Source organism: Streptomyces sp. 2-1 (assembly GCF_048564895.1).
GTDB lineage: Bacteria > Actinomycetota > Actinomycetes > Streptomycetales > Streptomycetaceae > Streptomyces > Streptomyces phaeochromogenes.
In genome coordinates, this window is sequence record NZ_CP183383.1 from 836,561 (window position 1) to 858,151 (window position 21,591).

Consider the following 21,591-nt stretch of genomic DNA (forward strand, 5'->3'; position numbering starts at 1 on the left):
GGCCCGGCTCACGCCGAACGGATCACCGACAACGTCAAGGCCATCCTCGCCCTCCACCTCAGCGTGAGGCTGAAAGGGCTGCCGGTGGCCATTCCACCTCTCATTGGCTACGGATTGCAGCTGACGCGGACCTCGCCGTCGCAGGAGTCGATGCCCGTACCGCCGTCCAGCCGATCGAAGCCCAGATCGCCGTTCAGCGAGTCCCGCCCAGTTCCCCCGAACAGCTGGTCGTTGCCGGAGCCTCCGCGCAGCGTGTCGTTCCCCGAGACCCCGTTGAGCCGGTCGTTGCCGGAGCCGCCGCTCAGCGTGTCGTCGCCCGCGCCCCCGTTGAGCGTGTCCTTGCCGGAGCCGCCATTGAGCTGGTCGATGCCCGCGTCGCCGTTCATCGTGTCGTCGCCGGAGCCGTCGCTCAGTGTGTCCCTGCCCGCGCCTCCGGACAGCCGGTCGTTGCCGGAGCCGCCGTTGAGCCGGTCGATGCCGTCGTGCGCCGCGAGTTCGTCGTTCCCCGCGCCTCCACGAAGCAGGTCGCGGCCCGAACCGCCGGTCAGGGTGTCGTTTCCGATGCCCCCGCTGAGGGTTGTCGGGATGTGGACGTTCGTGCTGACGACGACAAAGTCGTTCAGGTTCAGGGTGTTGACCTCAATCCGCTGGACACCCGCGCAGCGCACCTTCGTCACATCCGCGCCGACGCGCCGACAACCGGCCCCCGGCGTGATCCGACGACGGTCGTCGACCTCGTAGGACGCCACCCCGATACGGCTGACGGTGACCCGGTTGACCTGATTGACGCGTGCGTCGTACGTGAGTATCCCGTTGGAGACCGAGGCGGTGCCGGGCGCGGCGGGCAACGCCATGGCCGGCATCACCTGGGAGGCGGTGACCGCCCCCGCCGCGATCGCGGTGGCCAGCGCCATCTTGCATGTGTTGCGCATATCCGATTCCCCCTGTGGGTGGGTCCGCGGCGGCACCCCCCGTGGACGCCGCCGTCGGACCCCCACAGCCTCGCCTCCTCCCGTCGGCAACACATCGGGAGAATCCTTGGTTCCGCCCGTCCCTCTACCTCATATGTCCATTGACGGGCAGGGCCCCGAGTCCTAGCTTCGGCCTCGATGCCGAACCCCTTGTACTCCTCGCCGGTGATGGTGGGACGGTCGGTGGAACTGGCCGTTCTGGACGCCGCGCTGCACCGGGCCGACGGCGGCGAGGGTCGGCTGGTGGTGGTCGAGGGTGACGCCGGCATCGGCAAGACGAGGCTCGTGGACAGCTTCGCGCGGTCCGCCGCCGAACGTGGCGTACGGGTGCCGGTGGGGTACTGTCCGCCGCTGGTGGACGACGTACCGTACGCGCCGATCCTGGACATCCTGCGCGGCCTTGACGCCTCGCCGACATCCGCCCGGATCCGGGACCGCGGGCGCTTCTTCCGCAAGGTCGCGGATCTGCTCTCCGGACAGGGCACGACCACCGTGGCGGTCGTCGAGGACCTGCACTGGGCCGACGGGTCCACCCGCGACCTGCTGGCGTTCCTCTCCCGCGTACTGCGCAAGGACTCCGTCCTGCTGGTCGTCACCGTGCGAGGCGACGAGCTGGTCCCCGGCCATCCGGTCGGCGCGCTGCTCGCCGAACTGACCCGCGACCGGCAGGTGGACAGGCTGCGGCTGTTGCCGCTGACACGTGCCGAGGTGGAACGACAGGTGTGCGAACTCCTCAGGGAGCGCGTCTCCGCGTCTCTCGTGGACGATCTCTTCGGCAGGGCTGAGGGGAACCCCTTCTTCACGGAGGAACTGCTCGCCGCCGATGGCGGGACCGGCCGCCTTCCGGCGACCGTGAGCGATGCGCTGCACGCCCGCTTCGCCCGGCTGGGACCGGCCGCGGGACAGGTGCTGCGTGCGGCCTCGGTGATCGGCCGCTCCAGCGACCACCTGCTGCTCGCCGCCGTCGCCCATCTGCCGGACGACGTTCTGGAGGAGGCGCTGCGCGAGGCGGTGGACCACTTTCTGCTGGTGTCGACGTCCGACGGCTACCGTTTCCGCCACCAGCTGGCGCAGGAAGCGGTCCTCCGCACGGTACTGGCCGGCGAGCGCGCCCGGTTGCACGGCCGTGCCGCCCGGGCTCTCCAGGACCGAGGTCCCTCACCGGCGGACGTCGCGCCGGCGCATGCCACGGAGCTGGCCCGGCACTGGGAGGGCGCGGGTGAGTCCGCGCAGGCTCTGGCGGCCGCCCGCCGGGCGGCGGACCTCGCGGTCGGGGCCAGTTCCCCGGCGGCGGCCCACGTCCAGTTCGAACGGATGCTGCGGATGTGGCCGCACGTTCCCGGCGCGCCGGTGCCCGCCGGTATGACGCGTCATCAACTCCTGCTGAAAACAGCCGAGTCGGCCGCCGGAGCCGGTAACAACCCGCGAGCCCTCGCGTTGGTATCGGAGGCCCTGCTGGAGGTCGACAGAACCGCCGAGCCGGCACGTGCGGCAGTACTGCTGGAGCGCCAGGGGTGCTATGCGCTGACCTCCGCGGACCAGAAGACCTCCCGTACCGCGTACGAGGAAGCGGCCCGCCTGGTGGCGGGCGCGCCCGCCTCACCCGAACGCGCCCGGGTACTGGAGTCGATGGCCCAGGGCCTGATGCTGCGCTCCTACGACGAGGCGGCGATCGGCTACGCCAAGCAGGCCATATCGGACGCCCGGGAGACCGGTGCCACCCCGATCCTGTCGCTCGCACTGTGTTCCCTGGGATCGTCCCTGTTCAAGCTCGGACGGCTGGAGGAAAGCCTGGACCGGCTTGGCGAAGCCGTCACACTCGCCCTGGAGGCCAACGAGCCGTCGGCGGTCGCGCGGAGCTACTGGTCGCTGTGCGAGAACCTGGTGTCAGTCGGGCAGCCACAGCTGGCGCTGCGGCGGGCCGGCGAGGGCGCGCGGCTGACCAGGGACCTCGGCCTGACCGGAACGTTGGCGCCCGCCATCGAAGGCTGCGCGGTGCGTGCTCTGGTCCGGCTCGGGCGGCTGCGCGAGGCGTCGGACGTCGCGGAGCGGGCGCTGGGGGAGGTCGTGGAGCGCTTCTTCTGCCAGCAGATCGAAATCCAGCTGGCCGGGCTGGAGATCAGGCGCGGGCGACTGGTCGCGGCCAAGGAGTTGCTCGGCGGACTCGACGCCATCTTCACCACAGAGGAAATGCTGTGGAGCGTCGGCGTGCTGGGACACCGAGCCGAACTCGCCGTTGCCGGCGGAGACTGGGCGGACGCACTCGCACTGGCCGAACGTGGACTCGGTTCGCGTCATACGAGCGGACACGAGTCGCTCGGCCCGCGGCTGTGCGCCATCGCCGTACGCGCTGTCGCCGAGATGGTCGAGGAGGACCGCTGTCACGGCCGCCGCCCCGACCCGGCTGCGACGTCGGCCAAGGCCCGCCGGTTCGCCGACCTCGCGGATTCGCTGGTCGCGCAGGTCCGGGCCCGCGGTGGCCGGCCCTCGCCCGACCACCTCGGCTACGCGCTGCTGGCCCGCGCCGAGTGTTCCCGGCTGGACGTGTCCGGGCCGGATCCCGACCTCTGGGAGCGGTTTTCCGCGGACCGGGACCGGGAGTTGGACCCCTACCTCGCCGCATACGCACGTCGGCGCCTCGCCGAGGCGCTTCTCATGTCCCGCACCCCACGTGCCACCGCCGCGCCCCTGCTGTACGAGGCCCACCGCAGCGCCCGGGAGATCGGTGCCGAGCCGCTGGCCCGGGACATCGGCGACTTCGCCGGGCGCGCGGGTATCGCTCTCGACCGGCCGGTCCCCGCGGACCCTGGCCGGGCGTCGGTCGGCGCCGGGTTCGGCCTGACCGACCGCCAAAGCGAAGTCCTCCGACTGCTGGCACGCGGCCTGACCAACGGTGAGATCGCCCGCGAACTGTTCATCTCCGTCAAGACCGCGAGCGTGCATGTCTCGGCGATCCTGCGAAAACTGGGCGTCACCAGCCGCATCCAGGCGTCCACGATGGCCAACGGCATCCTTGGCGACGACCGGGACTGACACCAGCGCGGCGTCTCTGTACTGAAACCAGGGCGCCTCCTCGTGGCATGCGAGAGAACCGCCCCGGCACGCGGACACCGAGCTGCACCAGGGCTCCGAGCGCCCCGAACGGCGTCCTTTAGCCGTTGTCGGTCGTTCCTATCCCCCGAATCCCCAGGGCCTGTCCGGTCCCACTCCCCGCCGACCGGACAGGCCCTGGCAGTGCCACACGAGATGCGAACCTGGACCGGGACCGGCGGTTCTCGGTAGAACCCGTAAGGCTTCGGGGCGTGGTGGACATTGCTGGGCATGAACGCGGATGAGCGGAGTGAACGGCTGGAGCAGTTGTTCCGGCAGACCTTCCGCCGGGTGATGGCGTACTGCCTGCGCCGGGTGAGTGAGGCGGCGGCGCACGACGCGGTGGCCGAGGTGTACGCGGTGGCCTGGCGCAAGAGGCGGCAACTGCCCGCCGATGACGAGGAAGCGGTGCTGTGGCTGCTCGGCATCGCACGCCGGGTGCTGGCCAACCAGGCCCGCAGTCAGCGGCGTTGGGCACGGCTGTTGATGCGGGTGGCCGAACGGGCGGAGCCTGATCCGCCGCCCGCCGCCGACCCGTACGGCGCGGAGGACGCGGGGGACGCGGGCGATGGCCTCGCGGCGGCTCTCGCACAGGCCTCCGACGCCGACCGGGAGCTGTTGCGCCTCGCGTACTGGGACGACCTGTCCCGCGGCGACATCGCGACCGTGCTGGGCATCTCCGTCGGCGCCGTCGACACGCGCCTGTACCGGGCCAGACAGCGCCTGCGTCAACGCCTCGCCTCGGCCAACCCGCACCAGGATCCGGCAAAGGAGAAGGACCATGCTGAGCGATGACGTGCTCGATCGAATGCTCCGTAACAGCGATCCGGCTCCCGGCGACTCGGCCACGGACCCCAACTCGCCTGCTGCGGAACGGATTCTGGCCCAAGTGCGCCGACGCACCCGGCAGCGGCGCAGGCGCACCCTGATCCTGGCTCCGGTGGTGGCGCTGGTCGTGGCGGGCGCGACCGCGGGGACGTATGCCTGGGTGGCCGGCGACGGCAAGGGACACACCCTCGATTCGACGGGACTGGTCTGCGTAGGACCCGACCAGGGAGATGCCATCGTCGGCTTCGACCCCGGGGCGGACGATCCGGTCGCCGTATGCCGACGGCAGTGGCCTGAGATGTTCGGCCAACCGGTGCCCGACGCGCTCACCGCATGCGTGGACAGCTCACAGCAGGGTTCCATCAAGGTCTACCCCGGCGGCAAGGACCAGTGCGCTCGCCACCGTGCCGACCCCTACCTCGGGCCGACGCGGGAACAGCTCGGCCTCTCCCGCCTCCGTGCCGACCTCAGGGAACACTTCGCCGATCGCACCTGCATCCCTCACCCCGAGCTCCGGAAGGTGATCGGCGGGCTCTTCGCCCGGCACGGCCTCGACGGCTGGAAGGCAGCCCACTTCCAGACGGCCGACAAGGAACCGGAAGGCCCCTGCGCGGACATCGGCTTCATCGACGAACCGGAACGCGTCATCTGGCTCGGGGACCACCAGGACGGCGCCCCCATCAACTGGCCGTAGCCCGGCCCATGCCTGTCCGTCACGGCGTCCGGCCCGGAGGTCCCGGGCCGGACGCCGTGCGCCATGCAGACCACGCCCCGGTCCGGACCCACTCGATCGGCGGTTCAGCCCTGCACCGGCAGGAAGTAGCGGAACTTCTCCTTGGCGCGTGCGCCCAGGCGGTCGTAGAAGCGGATCGCGCCCTCGTTCCACGCGGGGGTCTGCCACTGGACCTCGGTCAGACCGAGGTCCCGCGCCTCGGCCACCACGGCGTCCATCAGCGCCGCGCCGAGGCCCAGGCCCCGGTTGCCGTCGCGTAGGAAGAGACAGTCCATGGTGAGGTACTCGCGGCCCTCCCAGGTGGAGAGTTCGGGCGCGCAGGTGGCGTAGCCGACGACCTCGCCGTCGGGCAGCTCCGCCACGAGGCACCTCAACCGCGGTGCCGGCGTGTCGAAGAGGAGGACCCCGAGCCGTTCGGCGAGGTCGGGGACGGGCGGTGCGGACTTCTCGTACGAGGCGTGCTCCGCGGCCAGTTCGGCGACACGTGGCAGGTCGTCGGGGCGTGCGTGCCGTACGCCCGGAGCGCCCGTCATCGGACGTCTCCCGCCGTCGTGTCCGCACCCCACGCGGTCAGCCGGTCGGCGACCGGGCCGTTGCCGTCGAGAACATGCCGTGCGAACGCGTCGCGCTCATGGGCCAGGACGGCGGCTTCCCAGACGCAGGGTGCGAGCCCCACCCGCCCGGGCCGCAGCAGTTCGGGCTGCCCGGCCGGGCCGGAGAAGACCGCCAGGTCGGACATGTATCCCTCGATCCAGTTGCAGACGAGGACATAGTCCCCGTCGCCTCCCGCGTGCACGAGCAGTACGGCGAGCCCCAGCGACCCCCGGGCGCGTCCGAGCGCCAGGTGTGCTCCGGCGATCCGCAGTGCCGCCGCCTCGTCCCGCTCCGTCACGACGCGCCCGGGCGCCTCGATCGCGTACACCTTCACCAGATGCCCACTGGCCTCGCGGGTGCCCAACGCCCGTGTCCCGCGCGCGTGGTACCCCTCGGCCAGCGCGAGCAGCGCCTCCGCGTCGACCGCCGTCGGCAGTTCCTCACGATCACTCATCCGGCCATGATGCAGGGGGCAGGCCTCGTCCGTCTCCATCACCCGGACACCAGGTCCGCCAACGCCCTCAGTGTCCGCTCCCCCGCCGGGTCGCCCGCCGTGGCGGGGACCACGGCGATCTCGTCGAGGCCCGCCTCGGCGTAGGCGTCGATGCGGGCGCGGACGGTGTGGGCGTCTCCCAGCAGGGCGAGCGTGTCGGCGGCCTCGGGTGGGAGTGCTGCGAGGAGGGTTTCCGGGGTGGCATCGGAGCGGGCGAGGTCGACCGCCTCGCCGAAGCCGGCCGCGGTGAACACGTCGCTGTATCCCGGGACGGTCAGGTAGCCGACGAGGCTCCGCAGGATCTGCCGGACGGACCCGGGCTCGGGGTCGACGGCTGCGGGAAGCCAGGCGGCCAGCCGCGGCGGTGTCCGGCCCGCGAGCTCGGCGGCGGCGGTCAACTTGGCGCGCAGGGCGCGGACTTGTTCCGGGGAGACGACGTCGAGGAGCATGCGGTCGGCGTGTGCGGCGGCGACAGCGATCGCGCGGTCTCCGAACGCCGCCACGGTGAGAGGGCCGCCGGGCGGCTTCTGACGTCGGCGGAAGGTGCTTCCGGGCACGATCGCCTCGCCGGTTTCGCCGTGCATGAGACCGCGTACCGCCTCGGCGGACTCCGCCAGTGCGGCGGCGGGCCTGCTGCGGGGCCGGCCGTGGACACCCTCGACCACCCGCTTGCTGGATGTCCCCAGCGCCACCCCGACCGGGCGGCCGATCACCGCGGCGGCCGACGCCGCGCCTCTGACGATCGTCAGCGGATCTCGTACGGAGACCGGGACGGGTCCGGCCGTGAGCGTGACGCGCTCGGTGGCGAGCCCGATCGCCGTGGCGAGTACGAACGCGTCCCAGGTGGGTCCCTCACCGGCCCACACCTCGCGGTACCCGAGCCGGTCGGCCACCGCGGCCACCCGCAACGGCTCGTCGACCGGGCTGTCGTCCTCTCGTGCCGCGGCAACCACGCTGATGTCCATAGGCATCACGGTAGTTGGTGCCCGCCCTCCCCCGACGGCCCCACTTGGATCACCGGACGAGGGCGTTGTTACCGTGCACCGATGTCACACTCTTCACGCGACACCGCCGAGGGCGCCGGCTGGGGCACCGCGGAACGCGGCGACTACAAGCAACTGATGCCGCACCGGGTCGAGAAGCTCTCCTGGCTCAACCCGAAGACGCTCTGGCCCGCCCGCAACGGCGTACTGGCCTCCTGGTTCGGCGACCCCACCGGCCGGACCCGCAGCCGCTGGGTGGAGCAGCGGACAGTCGCCGGGGCACCCACCGACAAAGTGGTCCGGCGCGACGACCCGGACCACTTCTCCTTCATGGTCATCGGGGACACGGGAGAGGGCGACGACCCCCAATACGCCGTTGTCCCGGGCTTTCTGAAGGTCAGTCAGGACACCCGGTTCGCGGTGCTCGCCAGTGATGTGGTCTATCCGGTCGGCACCGCCGACGACTACGGCACGAAGTTCCATCGCCCGTACAAGGACTACCAGGCACCCATCTACGCGATACCCGGCAACCACGACTGGTACGAGGACCTCCAGGGCTTCATGCGGGTCTTCTGCGAGGCCCCGCCTCTCGCGCCGGAAGCCGCGCACCGCCCCATGACGCCCGCCTGGCTGCGGTCACTGCTGTGGCACAAGCCGCGTACCACCGACGAGCAACGCCTCGCCGAGGCACGGAAGTTGCGCTCGGCACCCGCCCAACAGGCCGTCCAGCCCGGCCCGTACTGGGCCGTCGACGCCGGGCCGGTGCGCATCATAGGGATCGACACCGGTCTACTGGGGACCGTCGACGCCGAGCAGGGCCGCTGGCTCCGGGAGGTGTCCAAGGGTGACACCCCGAAGATCCTCATCACCGGCTCACCCTTGTACGTGGACGCCGAGCACCACCCCTGCCAGATCGACGGCGGCGGAACCGTCGACGACATCGTGCGCGACCCGGACCATCACTACGTGGCCGCGATAGGCGGTGACATCCACAACTACCAGCGCTATCCGGTAACGGTGGACGGCCGCACCATCCAGTACGTGGTCGCCGGTGGCGGCGGAGCCTTCATGCACGCCACGCACACCGTCCCGCGCGTCTCCGTCGCCGGTGTCTCCGAGGACGCCTTCCGCTGCTACCCGCTGCGCGGCGACTCGCTCGCCTTCTACAGCAGGCTCTACGGACGCCGGCTGCGCATGCGGCGCTTCTTCACGCTCACCGAGGCCGAGGCCACCGCCGTCATCGCGAAGCGGCTCGGTATCCGCCCGACCCGCGCTCAGGTCTCGCCCGCTCGCGTCACTCTGCGTACCCGCCTGGTCGCGAGCCTGCTGGGCGCCGGCGGTCGCCCGGACCGCACCTCCCGGTTCAGGCTCCCCGTGCGCAAGGCGTACACGCAGCTGCTGTCCCCGGGCTCGGCGACGTACAGCCCGCCGTTCTTCAAGTGTTTCCTGCGGCTGGACGTCACTCCTGACTCGGTCCGGTTGCGCTGCTTCTCGGCCACGGGCAATCGGCAGCAGGAACTCGACCCGCCGGTCGAGGACGAGGTGACCATCTCCCTGTAGGGGCGCCCGCGTCTCCCCGCTGCTGCCTCCCGCCGGGCTTCCGTCCCCCGAATGGCGGAGCGGGGCGGACGGGCAGACGATGGAGTGGAGGGGTTCGGCCGGGTCGTCGCGAGGCGGTGACCGACCGCCCGCCAATGCTGGGCAAGGCCAGATGGGAAGGAGCCGTCATGATCGAGGTCAAGGCGGTCGAAAAGCCGGACGAGCGGCGCGATTTCCCTCGTGGCCACCTCGAAGCGGTCCACCTCACCGGGCTCGACTTCGCCGTGGCGACGTTCGAACCGGGCTGGCGATGGTCCGAGTCCGTGGCTCCGATCGCGGGCACCGAGAGCTGCCAGGTCCACCACAACGGTTACGTCGTCGAGGGCCGGATGCGGATCCGGATGGACGACGGCGCGGAGTCCGAAGTCGGGCCCGGCGACGTCTTCGTCTGCCCTCCCGGTCACGACGCCTGGGTCGTGGGGGACGTACCCGCCGTGGTGTACGACTTCGCCGGAGGCATGGCGACGGACTATGCGAAGGCCAAGGAGGGCTGATCCGGCAGGCTGTGGGACGCCTCCTCGGGTCACTTCCGCACATCATCTTCGCCTCGGTCCGGGGCCATTCAGGGCCCCCGCGTCTATTCTGAGGACGCATGGACGGGGCTGCGGACAGAGGTGCGACCGGTGAACTCCCGGAATCCAGCGAGCCGTTCTTCATCGCGCCACAGCAACCGGTGATCCTGCGGGCCGCGCGCGTCGAGCTGCCCGAGGAGAGTCCAGATCCCGTCCTGCTGCCCTCGATCACGCTGCTGGAGCGCGCCGCCTCCCGTGGAAGCGACCCGGCGGGCCTGCCACTGCCACCGCCGCACATGCTCGCGGGGCAGTACCGGATGATCCGCCCCCTCGGCTACGGCGGTATGGGCGAGGTGTACCTCGCGCTCGACACCAAGGTCGACAACCGCGAGGTGGCGATCAAGGTGCTGCGCGGCGAGCAGGCGGCAGCCGCGGCGGAGGCCCTGGCACAGGAACGGCGGGCGCTGGTCGACCTCAGCCACGACGACATCATCCGTGTCTTCAACTATGGCCACCATCCCGAGATCGGGGACTTCCTCGTCCTCCAGTACGTGGACGGGCTCACCCTGGAGGAAGTGCGGGCGCGGGCTCAGGTGAACCCGGGGGAATTCGGCGGCGGCCGTTTCCACGAGTTCGTACTCGCCTACGGGATACGGCTGTTGGCCGCGCTCGGGTATCTGCACGGTGACTGGCCCGGCAAGGTCTACGGCGACCTCAAACCGGACAATGTCATGCACGACGGCACCACCACGAAGATCATCGATGTGGGAAGCGTCCGCATGGCCGGTCTGCCCGGCCACACCACAGAGGGGTACCGCGCGCCGAACGTCGGGCGCAGCGGTGAATCCACCGGCCAGGACGACCTGTTCAGCCTGGGCGAGACGCTGCGGCGGCTGAGCGGGCTCGGCGGATCGCCGGACGATCTGGCGGAACTCGGCCATCTGGACGTGATCGGCGGGCTCGGCGCACCGGGCGGCGAGACCGAGACCGCGCAGACGTATCCGATGACGGCACCCCCTCCCGTGGGGCTCGGGCTGGTGTCGCTCGCCCGGGTGCTGCACCGCGCGACCCGGAGCGAGCGGGCCGAGCGGTTCGCCACCGCACGGGAGATGGAGGAGCAACTGCGGGGAGTATTCCGGGAGTTACGGTCCCTGCGGACCGGCCTCGAGACCTTCGAACCGTCGCCGCTCTTCCTCCAGTCGTCGTACGCGCTGGACGCGGCCCTCGGATCCGCGCCTCCCCTCGCCCGGTGGGCCACGCCGAACGCCCCCGCCCCGTACGCGCCGCCGTCGCCCTCCGAGGCCGCGCAGCGGCTGCCCGTACCTCGGCCCGACCGGCACGACTACCACCACGCGCAGTTGAGCAGGCTGGCCGACGCCGCGCCGGAGGCGCTACTGCAGCACACCGGGGACTGGCGCGACTCGCCGGAAGTGCATCTGCTGCGCTGCCGACTGCGGTTGCGGGGCGCCGGGGGCGGGACGGCTGCCGCCGAGAGTGAACTGCGGTCCGCCGAGACGCTGATCGGCGCCGAGCGCGCACCTCATGACTGGCGGCTCGGCTGGCACCGTGGGCTGCTCGCACTCGGCCGGGACCAAGTGGCCGCGGCCCGGGGGCACTTCGACGAGGTGTTCGCGGCGATCCCTGGCGAGTACGCGCCGAAACTCGCGCTCGGCTACTGCGCCGAACGGCTCGGCCGGTGGCAGGAGGCGCTGACGTTCTACGAGGCCGTCCGACTGCGCAATCCGTCGCTGGGCAGTGCGGCGTTCGGCGCGGTACGGGCGCGCCTGGCACTGGGCGGCGAGCGGGCCTGGGACGACGCCGTGCGGGCCCTGGACGTGGTTCCGCAGCACTCACGGCACCGAACTGCCGCACGCACGGCCGCCGTTCGCGTCTGCGTCGAGCACGTGCGGACCGCCGAGCGCCCCGACGAGGTGACCGAGCGGCTCCGCGAGGTGCTGGAGCGGCTGGCCCGGCTCTTCCACGCACACGGGCTGACGGACGAGCAGGCCCGGGTCCGTATGACGGCGGAGGTGTGGGAGGCCGTGCAGGGCGCGCTCGCCCGGGGTGCCGTCGACGCGGCGGGCCTGGCCGCACTGGCCGCAGGCGCCGACGAACGGCTCGGCCTCCCGTCCGACGGGCCCGGTCTGCGCAAGGCCCTCTCCCGCCTCTATCTCACCCTCGCCCACCAGGCCGCCCGTTCCGCCTCGCCCGAGGACGCGGCCGTCGCCGAGACTCTGCTGGACCGCGCCTACGAGGTCCGTCCGCTCGCCTTCCGACACCACAGGGACAGCCCATGGCTCGGAAAGAGAGTCACGACCTGGCTCAGGACGATCGCCCGTACGCCGACACCACCACCGGAACCGCCCTCGACGCCGGCACCCGGGAAGAGCGCCCGGACGGACCGCGAGTGACTGAAGCCGCGCGCCCGCAGACCGCGGGGGACGATGCCGCACCGCCCGCACGCGTCCTGCGTGCCGCGCGGGCGGCACGTCTCGTCGCGGCCGAACTCGCCCGCCGGGTCTGGCTCTACATATGGCCGTCGGCGGCCGGCCGTCGCAACCGCGCCTATCTGCGGGAGCGGCTCGTCGCGCTGCCGCTGCTCGCCGTGGTGGCGTTCGGATCGCTCGGATGGGCGTACTCGGGTGTGCGGGACGACTCCGCGTACGTACGGGACCGGCTGGCGCCCGCGCTGGTCGGACTCGCGAACGCCAAGGCGTCACTGTTCATCGCGCAGGGCGAGGCCGAGGAGAACCTCGCCGAAGAACAGGCCGCCGAGCTGGGCGGGCTCAGCGAGCGGTACCGGACGCGGGTGGCGCGGGCCACGCAGAGCCTGAACCAGGTCACGCGCAGCGGAGCCCTGACCGTGGCCGAGGAACAGGAACTGCGCGTGGTGTCCGCGCTGGTGGTGGACTACACGGGCTGGATCGGCCGGGCCCAGAACCACGTGGCCGACCCCGTGCTGCGGGACGCGGAGCTGACGTACGCGCGCAGCATGCTCTGCTCGACGCCGGTCGCCGCAGCTGACCGGCAGGACCGCTATCCGCCGTGCAGCCCCACGGTCGGTTCCGCCGCGACCTCCATCGTGGACCGGGTCGCGGGGCTCGAACGGCAGTTGCGGGAGCGGCTCGTGGACCGGGCCGCCTGGAGCGCGCCCGTGCTCGTCGCCGCCGTGGTCTGCGGACTCGCCCTGGTGCTGCTCGCCGCCGGGCTCTGGCGCACGGTGTTGTTCCTGCGGCGTCGTTTCCGGATCCGGCTCAGTGTTCCGCTGGCGGTCGCCGCGCTGCCGTTGCTCGCCGTACCGCTCCTGACGACCGACGCGCTGCTCGCGCGGCACGCGCAGAAGGAGGCCGTCCCCGTGGCGGACGCGCTCGCGACTCGGACCTCGCCCCGGACGGAGACGATCGCGGAGGAGCGCCCGTTCGACGGCCCTGATCCGCAGGCCATCGAGGTGCTGCAGGCACGCATCGACGACGGGCTGTCCAGCGGGCGGCTCGCCTTCCTGGACGGCGTCGCGCCCTTCGTGTTCCCCGCGGGCCTGGTCGGCGCGGTCGTCTCCGGCGCCGCGCTGCACGCCTACCGGCGCGAGTATCTGGTCGTCGCCCGCCCGGGAGCCGTGTCGTGAACCGACCTGTGAACCGACCCGTGAACCGTGCCGTCGGCCGTGGCCTCCGCATCCTCCTCGCGGTCTGTCTGCTCACCCTCGTCCCCGGCTGTACGTCGGACACCCCCGACCCGCTCGTCGTGCTGGGCCCGTGGACCGGCAAGGAGGGCAACGCCTTCGAAGCGGCCCTGAACCGGCTCGACGACGGGACCGGCAGGACGTACACGTACGAGGGCACCCGCTCGCTGCGCGAGACGCTCGTCTCGCAGCTGGAGGCGGACGCCCCACCGGACGTGGCGATCCTCAACAGCATCGGCGAACTCACGGAGTACGCGCGCCGCGACAAGCTGAAGCCCCTCGTCGAGGAGGCCGCCGAGCGCGCGTACGCGCCCTGGGCACCGACACTCCTCGTGGACAACAAGCGCCGCACGTACTGGGTGCCGCTGAAGGTCGATCTGAAGAGCCTGGTGTGGAGCAAGGAGGGTACGTCCAGCGACGATCCGACCTGGTGCATCGGGCTCGCCTCGCAGGCCACCTCCGGCTGGCCCGGCACCGACTGGATCGAGGACATCCTGCTCCACCAGGCGGGCCCCGACGTCTACGAGAAGTGGGCCACCAGCCGGCTCAGCTGGCGCGATCCGGCCGTGCGACGCGCCTGGACGACCTGGGCGGGGCTGCTCGGTGACCGCTCCCCGAAGTCGATCGAGCGATCCCTGACCACGTCGTACGAGGGCACGCCCGGGCCCGACGAACCCCTCGGGCTGCTCGCCTCCCCCGGCTTCGACTGCACGCACGAGCACCAGAGTGCCTTCATCCGGTACGTGTACGCGGGCGACGACGTCCGGGTGGAACCGTCGGCCCGGTTCCTGGGCGGGTCGGCCGAGTACCGCGACGCGTACGAGGTCGCGGGCGACATGGCCGCCGTCTTCAGCGACGACCCGGCGGCCCAGGAACTGGTGGAACGGCTGTCGAGCCCGGCAGGCCGGGAGCGCTGGCAGGCGGAGGCGGACCCGGCGGTGCGCCCGCTGTTCCCGAACACCACCGGCCTGCCGGCCACGGAGTCCGCGAACCCGATCGAGCAGGAGATCGACGGCCTGCTCAACTCACGCGCCCGTACCCTCTGCTTCGACGCCTCGGACGTGATGCCGCCCGAGCTCCGGGACGCCTTCCACCGCGCGGTCCTGGAGTTCTTCCGGGACCCCGCGGAGAAGCATCTCGCCTCGCTGCTAAGGCAGTTGGAGACCGTGCGTGCCCAGGTGGACGAGGAGTCGGCGGACGACCGCTCGTTCCGGCCGCCCGAGGACATCTGCGCGTGACGCGGCGGACCCGAACCTCGCGCTTTCAGGCCCGGGCCGCTGCCGCGATGTCCAGTGCCGCGATGTAGCCGAAGGTCATCGCCGGTCCGATCGTCGAGCCCGCGCCGGCGTAACTGTGGCCCATGACCGCCGCACTGGCGTTCCCGGCGGCGTACAGGCCGGGGATGACGGATCCGTCCGGGCGCAGCACGCGGGCCCGGGCGTCGGTGCGCATACCGCCCTTGGTGCCCAGGTCACCCGGGACGATCTTGAAGGCGTAGTAGGGGGCCAACCACAGTGGTGCGAGGCAGGAGTTGGGGAGGATCGCGGGGTCGGTGTAGTAGTGGTCGTAGGCGCTGTCGCCGCGGTGGAAGTCGGTGTCCGTGCCGTTGCGGGCCAGGCCGTTGAAGCGGTTGACCGTGGCCCGCAGGGCGGCCGCGGGCACACCGATTCCCGCGGCGAGGGCGTCGAGGGTCCACGCCTTGTGGGCGGCACCTGACGTGTACCAGGCGTCGGGGAACGTGAACGTCGGTGCGATGTCCCTGAACAGGTAGCGGTTGCGGTAGTTCTGGTCGACGATCAGCCAGGCCGGGATGTCGGGGTCGGTCTCGTTGCGCTCGTACATGGTGTGTACGACATCGCTGTAGGGGGCCGCCTCGTTGACGAAGCGGGCTCCGGCGGCGTTGACGAGGAGCCCGCCGGGCAGGGTGCGTTCGGCCAGGCAGAAGTAGGGCTCGTCGGGCAGCGGGATCGCCGGGCCCCACCAGGCGTCGTCCATCAGGTCGAGCGCGGCACCGGCCCGGCGGCCCGCCTGGATTCCGTCGCCGGTGTTCTCCTTGGCTCCCACGGTCCACTCGGTGCCGATGGGCTGTTGCTGGTACTGGGCGCGCATGGCCGCGTTGTGCTCGAAGCCGCCGGAGCCGACGATCACTCCGTGCCGGGCCCTGATCAGGCCCGGGGTGCCGTTCTTCGTGACGACCGCTCCCGCGGTGGTTCCGTTCTCGGTGTACAGGTCGGTGAGCGGGGTGTTCAGCCAGACCGGCACCTGGGCGGCGAGCAGTCCCGCGCGCAGGCCGGCCGCCAGTGACTGGCCCATGGTGAGGGGCTTCTGGCCGAGGAGGGCCGCCCTGGTGCCGCGGGCGAGGCATTCGGTGGCGACGGCGGCGCCCTTCACGCTGACCGCGGAGAGCGCGAGCCACTTGTAGTCGGCGCTGAAGACGACCATGCCGCTGGGAACCGTCAGGTACGGCGGGTTCAGCCGGGCGAGTTCGGCGCCGAGGATGTTCCCGTCGAGCTGGGCGGGTTCGATGGAACGGCCGCCCGGCAGCCCGCCGGGCAGCTCCGGGTAGTAGTCGCTGTACCCCTCCATCCAACGGAAGCGCAGCGGGCTGTTCGCCAGTACGAAGGAGATCATGGCCGGGCCCTGGCCGAGGAAGGCCTGCCGTCGCGCCGCGGAGACGTCCGGGCCGACCACCGCGGCCAGGTAGGTGGCGGCCTTCGCCGGGGTGTCGGGAACGCCTGCGGCGAGGATCACCGGGTTGTTCGGGATCCAGATTCCCGCGCCGGAGCGGGCGGCCGAACCGCCGAAGGTGGCCGCCTTCTCCACGACGACGCAGCTCAGTCCTTGTTTCGCGGCCGTGAGCGCGGCGGTCATCCCCGCCGCTCCTGATCCGATCACGACGACGTCGTACGTGCCGAGCAGGGGCAGTGCGGCCGCGTCGGCGGCGCTCGGGAGGCCGGCCGCGAGGGCGAGCCCGCCCGCCGTCGCGGCGCCGAGCACCCGGCGCCGCGACGGGCCGGGAAGTGAAGGACCGGGCTGTGAAGGGCCGGGTCGTGAGGTGGCTTCGGTACGTCTCGCAGGATCCGCGGTTGTCGACATGGCAGCACTCCAACAGGGCGATGGAAGACGAGGACGTGCTGTGCCCCGGGAGGCAACTGGCCTGTGGGGTCCCGGTTCTGATGCGGAGTCAGGAATCTGGCGCGAGGGTCTTGTGAAGTCAAGAGGCACGCCGGTCCCGCGGCCGGGAGCGGGCGCGCGGGCGGGTCGCATCCTGACAGATGACAGGGACCGGCAGGCGGGTGGAGTCCGTACGTTCGCGGGAGGCCACCGAGACCAGGGGGAGTGCGTGCCGTGATCTACAGAGTTCGCGGAATCCGAAGAACCGGAAGAGCAGGATCCGGAAGAACAGGGGCCGGAAGAGCAGGGTCCGGAAGGACCGGCTCCGGGAGAACGGGATTTGGGGGAACGGGATTCGGCGTACCGGGGTGGGGCGCGCGCTCATGGGGTCGCCGGGTACGGCTCCTCGTGGCCGCGCTCGTGACGGTGGTGAGCCTCGGTCTGCCGGCCGTCTCGGCCACGCCGGCGACCGCCGCCGCGGGGTGCGCGCCGCTCCAGTCCGGTGCGAGCGCGGCGGCAGAGGCGGCCGTCGAGGTGGCGTGCCGGTACGTCGGTAAGCAGTACGCCTGGGGTGGCGGTCACGCACAGGGCCTGCCCGGTCCGAGCCAGGGCCAGATCGACCGCACGGACCCCGCGTCGTACGCGGACCCGGAGCTGTGGAGCTTCGACTGCATCGGTCTGGTGCGCTGGGCCTGGTACAAGGCCACCGGCCGGGACCTCATCACCGAGCGCACGACGCAGGCGACCTTCGCAGCACCCGGGTACGCGCACACGAAGTTCCTGAAGTCGCAGGGGTCGGGTGTCCTGCTGCCCGGCGACATCATGTACTTCGGCCCTACTGGCCTCGGCCCGACGCACGTCGCTATCTATCTCGGCAACGGCAAGATGGTCGAGGCGCCGCAGTCGGGCGCGCAGATCCAGGTCAACAACATCAGCGCGCGCTGGGAGCGCTACCAGGGCGCGTTCCGCCCGCACGCCGACGTCACTCCGATGGTCTGGTCCTGGGACGGCCGCGGCTCGTACCACAAGACCTGGGGTCAGCCCAACCTGCGGCAGGACTCGAACACGAGCAGCCGCATCAACTTCACCAACGGCAACGGCATCTCCGTACAGACTCGGGTGCTGTGCCAGCGGGTGGGCGAGCGGGCCACGGTCGACGGCATGGTGAACAACGTCTGGTCGTTCCTGCCGGACTACCACAGTTGGATCAGCAACCTGTTCGTCCAGGGTCCGGCCGTGCTCAAGGATGTGCCGTCGTGCGGTGACTTCCCGGAGATCGGCGGGACACTGGCCGGCGCGGAGGACAACACGTCCTGCGGCGACGGTACGGAGCCCAACTCCACGGGCGCCTGGACGGCCAAGTCGACCACCGTCTTCGGCCGCACGGTGGAGCTGCGCTACAACGGCACCACCGAGTGCGCCTGGGGTCGTATCACCGGCGGCGCGCCCGGTGACGAGATCTGGGTCGACCGCAGCGCCGACGGGGGCGCGACCTGGTCCCCGATGCTCGGCTTCACCACCATCACCTCGGGCAACGACGCGTACACCACCCAGTGGAACGACGCCGGCCTCGTCATGCGGGCCTGCGGCACCAACGGCCCGGGCGGCGCCATCGCGTGCACCGGTTGGTTCTGACCGACCCGCCGACAGCCAGGCCGGCCGGGTCCGGGAGTGGCCCCTTCCACCCCCGGATCCGGTCGGCCGCTCCGCGCGGGCTGCCGGCGATACGACGCGTACCACTCCCCGGGTGCTTCGGGTCGGCCATGCGCGATCATGATCCGAATGGACACTCGTTTCCTCGGCATCGCCGATCTGGTCGACACTCCGTCAGTGGCGGTCGTGGTCGACGTCATGCGGGCTTTCACCGTGGCCGCCTGGGCCTTTGCCCAGGGGGCGGAGAAGATCGTTCTCGCCGAGTCGCTGGACGAAGCCCTGGCGCTCAAGACCCGCCACCCGGAGTGGGTGGCGCTCAAGGACGGACCGCCCGCGCCCGGGTTCGACGCCGTCAACTCCCCCGGCCTGCTGCGGTCGATCGACCTCGGCGGACGGACCGTCGTGCAGAAGACCACGGCCGGAACGGTCGGCGCCCTGGCGGTCAAGGAGGCGCCGCTGGTGCTGTGCGCGAGCTTCGTGGTGGCGGAGGCGACGGCTCAGCTCTTGCGTGCCCGCGGGAGTGACAGTGTCACGTTCGTGGTTACCGGCGAGGACGGGCAGGCCGACGAAGATCTGGCGTGCGCTCAGTACATCGCCCGCAGGGTCACCGAGCCTGGGACGGATGCCGCTGAATTCCTCCGCCGCGGCGCCCAGTCACGCGCCGCCTCCGAACTGGCCAAGGGGGTGCGCCAAGGAGTCCATCCCGATGACGTCGAGCTCTGTCTTGAGCTCGACCGGTTCCCCTTCGCCATGGTGGCGACCTTGGAGGGCTCACTCATGGTCCTGCGTAGGCGGACGGTCCCGGCCGTCGGGTCGCACATCCGTCAGCCGTCGTAGTCATCCGCATCGACGGGACCCAGGAACTCCCCGGCGCCGTAGTTCAAGCTGCGCGCGGTTTTCACCAGCGGCGCCAACGGGTCTCTACGAGGAAGCCCGGAGCGAGAAGGCCCGAAACGGGGAAATCGGAAGCGTCGAAGGAGACTTCGACGGCAGGTTCGCGCCACCAGGGCCGGCGAGGCGAACGCGGCCATCGCGACGACGCTCCCACGCACACATAAGGATCGTACTCGCGTCCGAAGTTCGGGTGTTCTACGGACAAACGCCACGGCGCGCCACCCCTTCCACTGGATAGATATATCTACGAATATGACTCTGGGCATCGCCTCGGGAATTGCACACGGAGCCGCGCCCGCGGAGGGGGTATCACTGTCCGCTCACCACGGACCAGCGGTCGAAGAGGAGAGACATGAGAAGCGCTCCCCACCAGCAAGCCGTGGAGTGGCTGGCAGCAGCCGCGGTGGACCCCCGGGCCTGCAAGCGCGAATGGGAACACGGGGCGAGCGGCGCCGCTTTGCTGCCGGCCGGCCGGTTCTGGGACGTCCTCAGCGTTCCGGAGGAGATCGGCCTGTTCGCCCTGGACGCCCTGCTGCGCCTCCCGCTGCCGATGCCCGGCCCCACGCTGGCTGATTTCGGCTCCCACCGGGTCGGGTTCTTCCTTCCTCCGGACCCGGAGAGCTACTGGGTGGGGCAGGACATCCGCTACTCCGGGAAGGGATCCTGGATCGCCGTGCCGTCGCCCCGCCGGACAAGCGGCACGCTGCGCTGGCTGGTTCCGCCCGACGGCCAGGGCGCCCTGCATCTCCCGACCGCCCTGGAAGTGGCACTCCATCAGGCCGCCGAGATGCTCTCCGCCCTGGTGAACGGGGAACGGGCACGCCCTGTCGGCAACGCGGTGCCTCCCGGGGCGGGTCGCGACCGCCTCGGCTGAGCCGGCTTGACCGGACGACCGGCCGAGCCGGGTCCCGGGCCGAGCCTCTCAGGACCCGCTCGACCCCTGACCGTCGTCTCGACGGCGGCCGGGACCGGGGAGGCGAACGTCGGTGACGCGCAGGGAGGCGAAGCCGGGCCGACGCGCCTCGTGCCGCCGGGGGACCACGCGTCCGCGGGCCTGCCAGTCGGCGACCAGCGCCGCGTAGATGGGCGGGTCCGTCCAATGGGCACCGGCAAGTTCGACGGACGGCCGGTCCTGACCCTCGCGGCCCAGGAAGGGCCCCGTTGTGGCGAATGTGCTGTCCATGTCCGTGCAACGGGGCGCGTGCGCCGGTGGTACGCCCTCACCCACCAGGGGCACCGGATCGAGCGAGCAATCACCCCTCGTTCGGGGCCATGTTCTCATCGGACCAGACGATGTTTCCGCCGGACCGGGCGACGTATCCCTCGGCCGGACGACATATCCGGTCGGCGGCCACGAACGCCGATCGGGGCGTAGGCGCGCTGATGCCGCGCCTTGGCCGACTCCGGTGCGGTGGAGCCGGCCAAGGCGGTCAGGTCAGGAGCTGGGGCACTCCTTCCAGGCCAGGTGATAGATCGTGCTGATGTCACCGTCGGTCGAGTCCATGGTCATGAAGCTGGTGCTGCCGGGAGCGGATGTGCCCGCGTTCACACGGAGTTCGGTGTTGATGTTGAAGTTCCGCTGCACACCGCAGGGCGCCCAGACGAGCTGCGCCCACTCCGTCGTGTCCGTGGCCTGCCAGTTGTCGTCGTAGGGGCCTCTGAAGGGGTGCGTGATGGAGGCCGTGTTCGGCGAACCCTGGAAGTAGTACGAGGCCTTCTCGGTGCTGGTCGCCCCCGCCTTGAGCGAGGCGAAGCCGCGGTAGTCCGCGCTGGCGATGGCGTACGTGAAGCCCCCCGGCACGGCGACCGTCAGGTTGAGCTGGCAGTTCTTGCGGAACGCGGTGGGGTCCGAGTTGCCTCCCACCTGGGCGAGGTAGTCGCTGTAGGTCACCGTGAACGCGGTGTTGTCCGGGGACACGGCGATGGCGGCGGTGCCCTGGGGGCAGCCGGAGCCGTTCACCGTGGCGACCTTGATGACGATCTTGTCCGGGGGCGGGTCGACGATCCCGGTTGACGGGTCGTGCGCGGGGAGTGCGGTGGCGAAGAGAGCGGCAATGGCACCGCTCAGAAGCATCGCACCAGCCATGGTGCTCCAATCCGTTGCGTCGGTGTTCCGGCGGCGGGCGAACGTGTCCCGCCGCGAATTGGGGGGTGCGGCCTTCGCATGCGCGAAGAGCCGTCGCGGACCAGGTGCGTTGGATCAGACGTCGAGCACAGCCGTGTAGCAGTCATGCACATGCCAAACGCATGACCGTATGAACCCCGGCCCTGTGAAGGAGCTGTGAAGACCGGAGCGGTCGCATCGTATGTACGTCCGGTGGAAGCAGCCAGGGCGAACTCCGGCCATTCCTCGCTGTCTTCCAAGCCACAGTGGCCTCTTTCTCCAAGCCACGGGGCTTCTCGTCCAAGCCACGAGTCCCCGACATCGCGCCCTTCCGGCCGCGCGCC

At 71.2% G+C, this 21,591-nt stretch carries 18 protein-coding genes; 11 read left to right on the top strand and 7 right to left on the bottom strand.

The features are described 5' to 3' along the window. Positions 1-107: 107 nt before the first annotated feature. Positions 108-932, bottom strand: coding sequence for a calcium-binding protein (locus ACN20J_RS03910; protein WP_190231276.1), 825 nt, complete (start codon positions 930-932; stop codon positions 108-110). Between the two features lie 177 nt (positions 933-1,109). Here ACN20J_RS03910 and ACN20J_RS03915 point away from each other — a divergent pair, with 177 nt between their 5' ends. The 3 genes from ACN20J_RS03915 (at position 1,110) to ACN20J_RS03925 (ending at position 5,583) form a co-directional block, all read left to right on the top strand. Beyond that, positions 1,110-4,004, top strand: a complete 2,895-nt coding sequence (locus ACN20J_RS03915) for a helix-turn-helix transcriptional regulator (RefSeq protein ID WP_190231277.1) — start codon at positions 1,110-1,112, stop codon at positions 4,002-4,004. 288 nt (positions 4,005-4,292) lie between these two features. Beyond that, complete coding sequence (locus ACN20J_RS03920; RefSeq protein WP_419665232.1) at positions 4,293-4,856, top strand: RNA polymerase sigma factor; 564 nt, start codon at positions 4,293-4,295, stop codon at positions 4,854-4,856. After that, positions 4,843-5,583: a hypothetical protein gene (locus ACN20J_RS03925; protein ID WP_419665233.1), complete on the top strand. Its 741-nt coding sequence runs from the start codon at positions 4,843-4,845 to the stop codon at positions 5,581-5,583. Before ACN20J_RS03920 ends, ACN20J_RS03925 begins: the two co-directional genes overlap by 14 nt. 104 nt (positions 5,584-5,687) lie before the next feature. Here the strand turns inward: ACN20J_RS03925 and ACN20J_RS03930 are convergent, their stop codons facing one another. The 3 genes from ACN20J_RS03930 to ACN20J_RS03940 are packed head-to-tail and all read right to left on the bottom strand — an operon-like array spanning position 5,688 to position 7,674. Continuing rightward, positions 5,688-6,155 (bottom strand): N-acetyltransferase family protein, encoded by a 468-nt coding sequence (locus ACN20J_RS03930; protein ID WP_419665234.1) that lies wholly within the window; start codon positions 6,153-6,155, stop codon positions 5,688-5,690. Continuing rightward, positions 6,152-6,670 (bottom strand): hypothetical protein, encoded by a 519-nt coding sequence (locus tag ACN20J_RS03935; RefSeq protein ID WP_362000188.1) that lies wholly within the window; start codon positions 6,668-6,670, stop codon positions 6,152-6,154. Before ACN20J_RS03935 ends, ACN20J_RS03930 begins: the two co-directional genes overlap by 4 nt. Before the next feature lie 38 nt (positions 6,671-6,708). Further along, complete coding sequence (locus tag ACN20J_RS03940) at positions 6,709-7,674, bottom strand: LLM class F420-dependent oxidoreductase (RefSeq protein WP_419665235.1); 966 nt, start codon at positions 7,672-7,674, stop codon at positions 6,709-6,711. Between the two features lie 81 nt (positions 7,675-7,755). On the opposite strand from ACN20J_RS03940, the gene ACN20J_RS03945 reads away from it, so the two are divergent. From ACN20J_RS03945 to ACN20J_RS03965, 5 genes are all read left to right on the top strand, one after another. Further along, entirely contained in the window at positions 7,756-9,252 is a 1,497-nt protein-coding gene (locus tag ACN20J_RS03945; RefSeq protein ID WP_419665236.1) for a metallophosphoesterase family protein, read from the top strand. A gap of 167 nt (positions 9,253-9,419) precedes the next feature. Continuing rightward, the gene (locus ACN20J_RS03950; RefSeq protein WP_189841807.1) at positions 9,420-9,785 is read left to right on the top strand and encodes a cupin domain-containing protein; all 366 of its coding nucleotides are present in this window, start codon (positions 9,420-9,422) and stop codon (positions 9,783-9,785) included. Positions 9,786-9,883: 98 nt separating this feature from the next. Continuing rightward, positions 9,884-12,214, top strand: coding sequence for a tetratricopeptide repeat protein (locus tag ACN20J_RS03955; protein ID WP_419665237.1), 2,331 nt, complete (start codon positions 9,884-9,886; stop codon positions 12,212-12,214). Then, positions 12,211-13,425, top strand: coding sequence for a hypothetical protein (locus tag ACN20J_RS03960; protein ID WP_419665238.1), 1,215 nt, complete (start codon positions 12,211-12,213; stop codon positions 13,423-13,425). Before ACN20J_RS03955 ends, ACN20J_RS03960 begins: the two co-directional genes overlap by 4 nt. Beyond that, positions 13,422-14,720, top strand: coding sequence for an alpha-glucoside ABC transporter substrate-binding protein (locus ACN20J_RS03965; RefSeq protein WP_362000204.1), 1,299 nt, complete (start codon positions 13,422-13,424; stop codon positions 14,718-14,720). Before ACN20J_RS03960 ends, ACN20J_RS03965 begins: the two co-directional genes overlap by 4 nt. Positions 14,721-14,745: 25 nt before the next feature. Here the strand turns inward: ACN20J_RS03965 and kstD are convergent, their stop codons facing one another. Next, positions 14,746-16,578, bottom strand: a complete 1,833-nt coding sequence (gene kstD / locus ACN20J_RS03970) for a 3-oxosteroid 1-dehydrogenase (RefSeq protein WP_361914733.1) — start codon at positions 16,576-16,578, stop codon at positions 14,746-14,748. Positions 16,579-17,004: 426 nt separating this feature from the next. Between kstD and ACN20J_RS03975 the strand changes: the two genes are divergently transcribed. The 3 genes from ACN20J_RS03975 to ACN20J_RS03985 all read left to right on the top strand — a co-directional run bounded on the left by ACN20J_RS03975 (position 17,005) and on the right by ACN20J_RS03985 (position 20,017). Beyond that, a complete protein-coding gene (locus ACN20J_RS03975; protein WP_419665239.1) occupies positions 17,005-18,231 on the top strand; it encodes an NlpC/P60 family protein in 1,227 nt (408 codons plus the stop codon). Between the two features lie 147 nt (positions 18,232-18,378). Next, positions 18,379-19,086 (top strand): 2-phosphosulfolactate phosphatase, encoded by a 708-nt coding sequence (locus ACN20J_RS03980; RefSeq protein ID WP_190231287.1) that lies wholly within the window; start codon positions 18,379-18,381, stop codon positions 19,084-19,086. A 409-nt stretch (positions 19,087-19,495) separates the two neighbouring features. After that, on the top strand, positions 19,496-20,017 hold the full coding sequence (locus ACN20J_RS03985; protein ID WP_189841802.1) for a hypothetical protein: 522 nt from the start codon (positions 19,496-19,498) through the stop codon (positions 20,015-20,017). Between the two features lie 48 nt (positions 20,018-20,065). On the opposite strand, the gene ACN20J_RS03990 is transcribed toward ACN20J_RS03985, so the two are convergent. Next, complete coding sequence (locus ACN20J_RS03990; protein ID WP_419665240.1) at positions 20,066-20,326, bottom strand: hypothetical protein; 261 nt, start codon at positions 20,324-20,326, stop codon at positions 20,066-20,068. A 252-nt stretch (positions 20,327-20,578) separates the two neighbouring features. Continuing rightward, positions 20,579-21,229, bottom strand: coding sequence for a DUF4360 domain-containing protein (locus ACN20J_RS03995; protein ID WP_189841800.1), 651 nt, complete (start codon positions 21,227-21,229; stop codon positions 20,579-20,581). Positions 21,230-21,591: the final 362 nt, after the last annotated feature.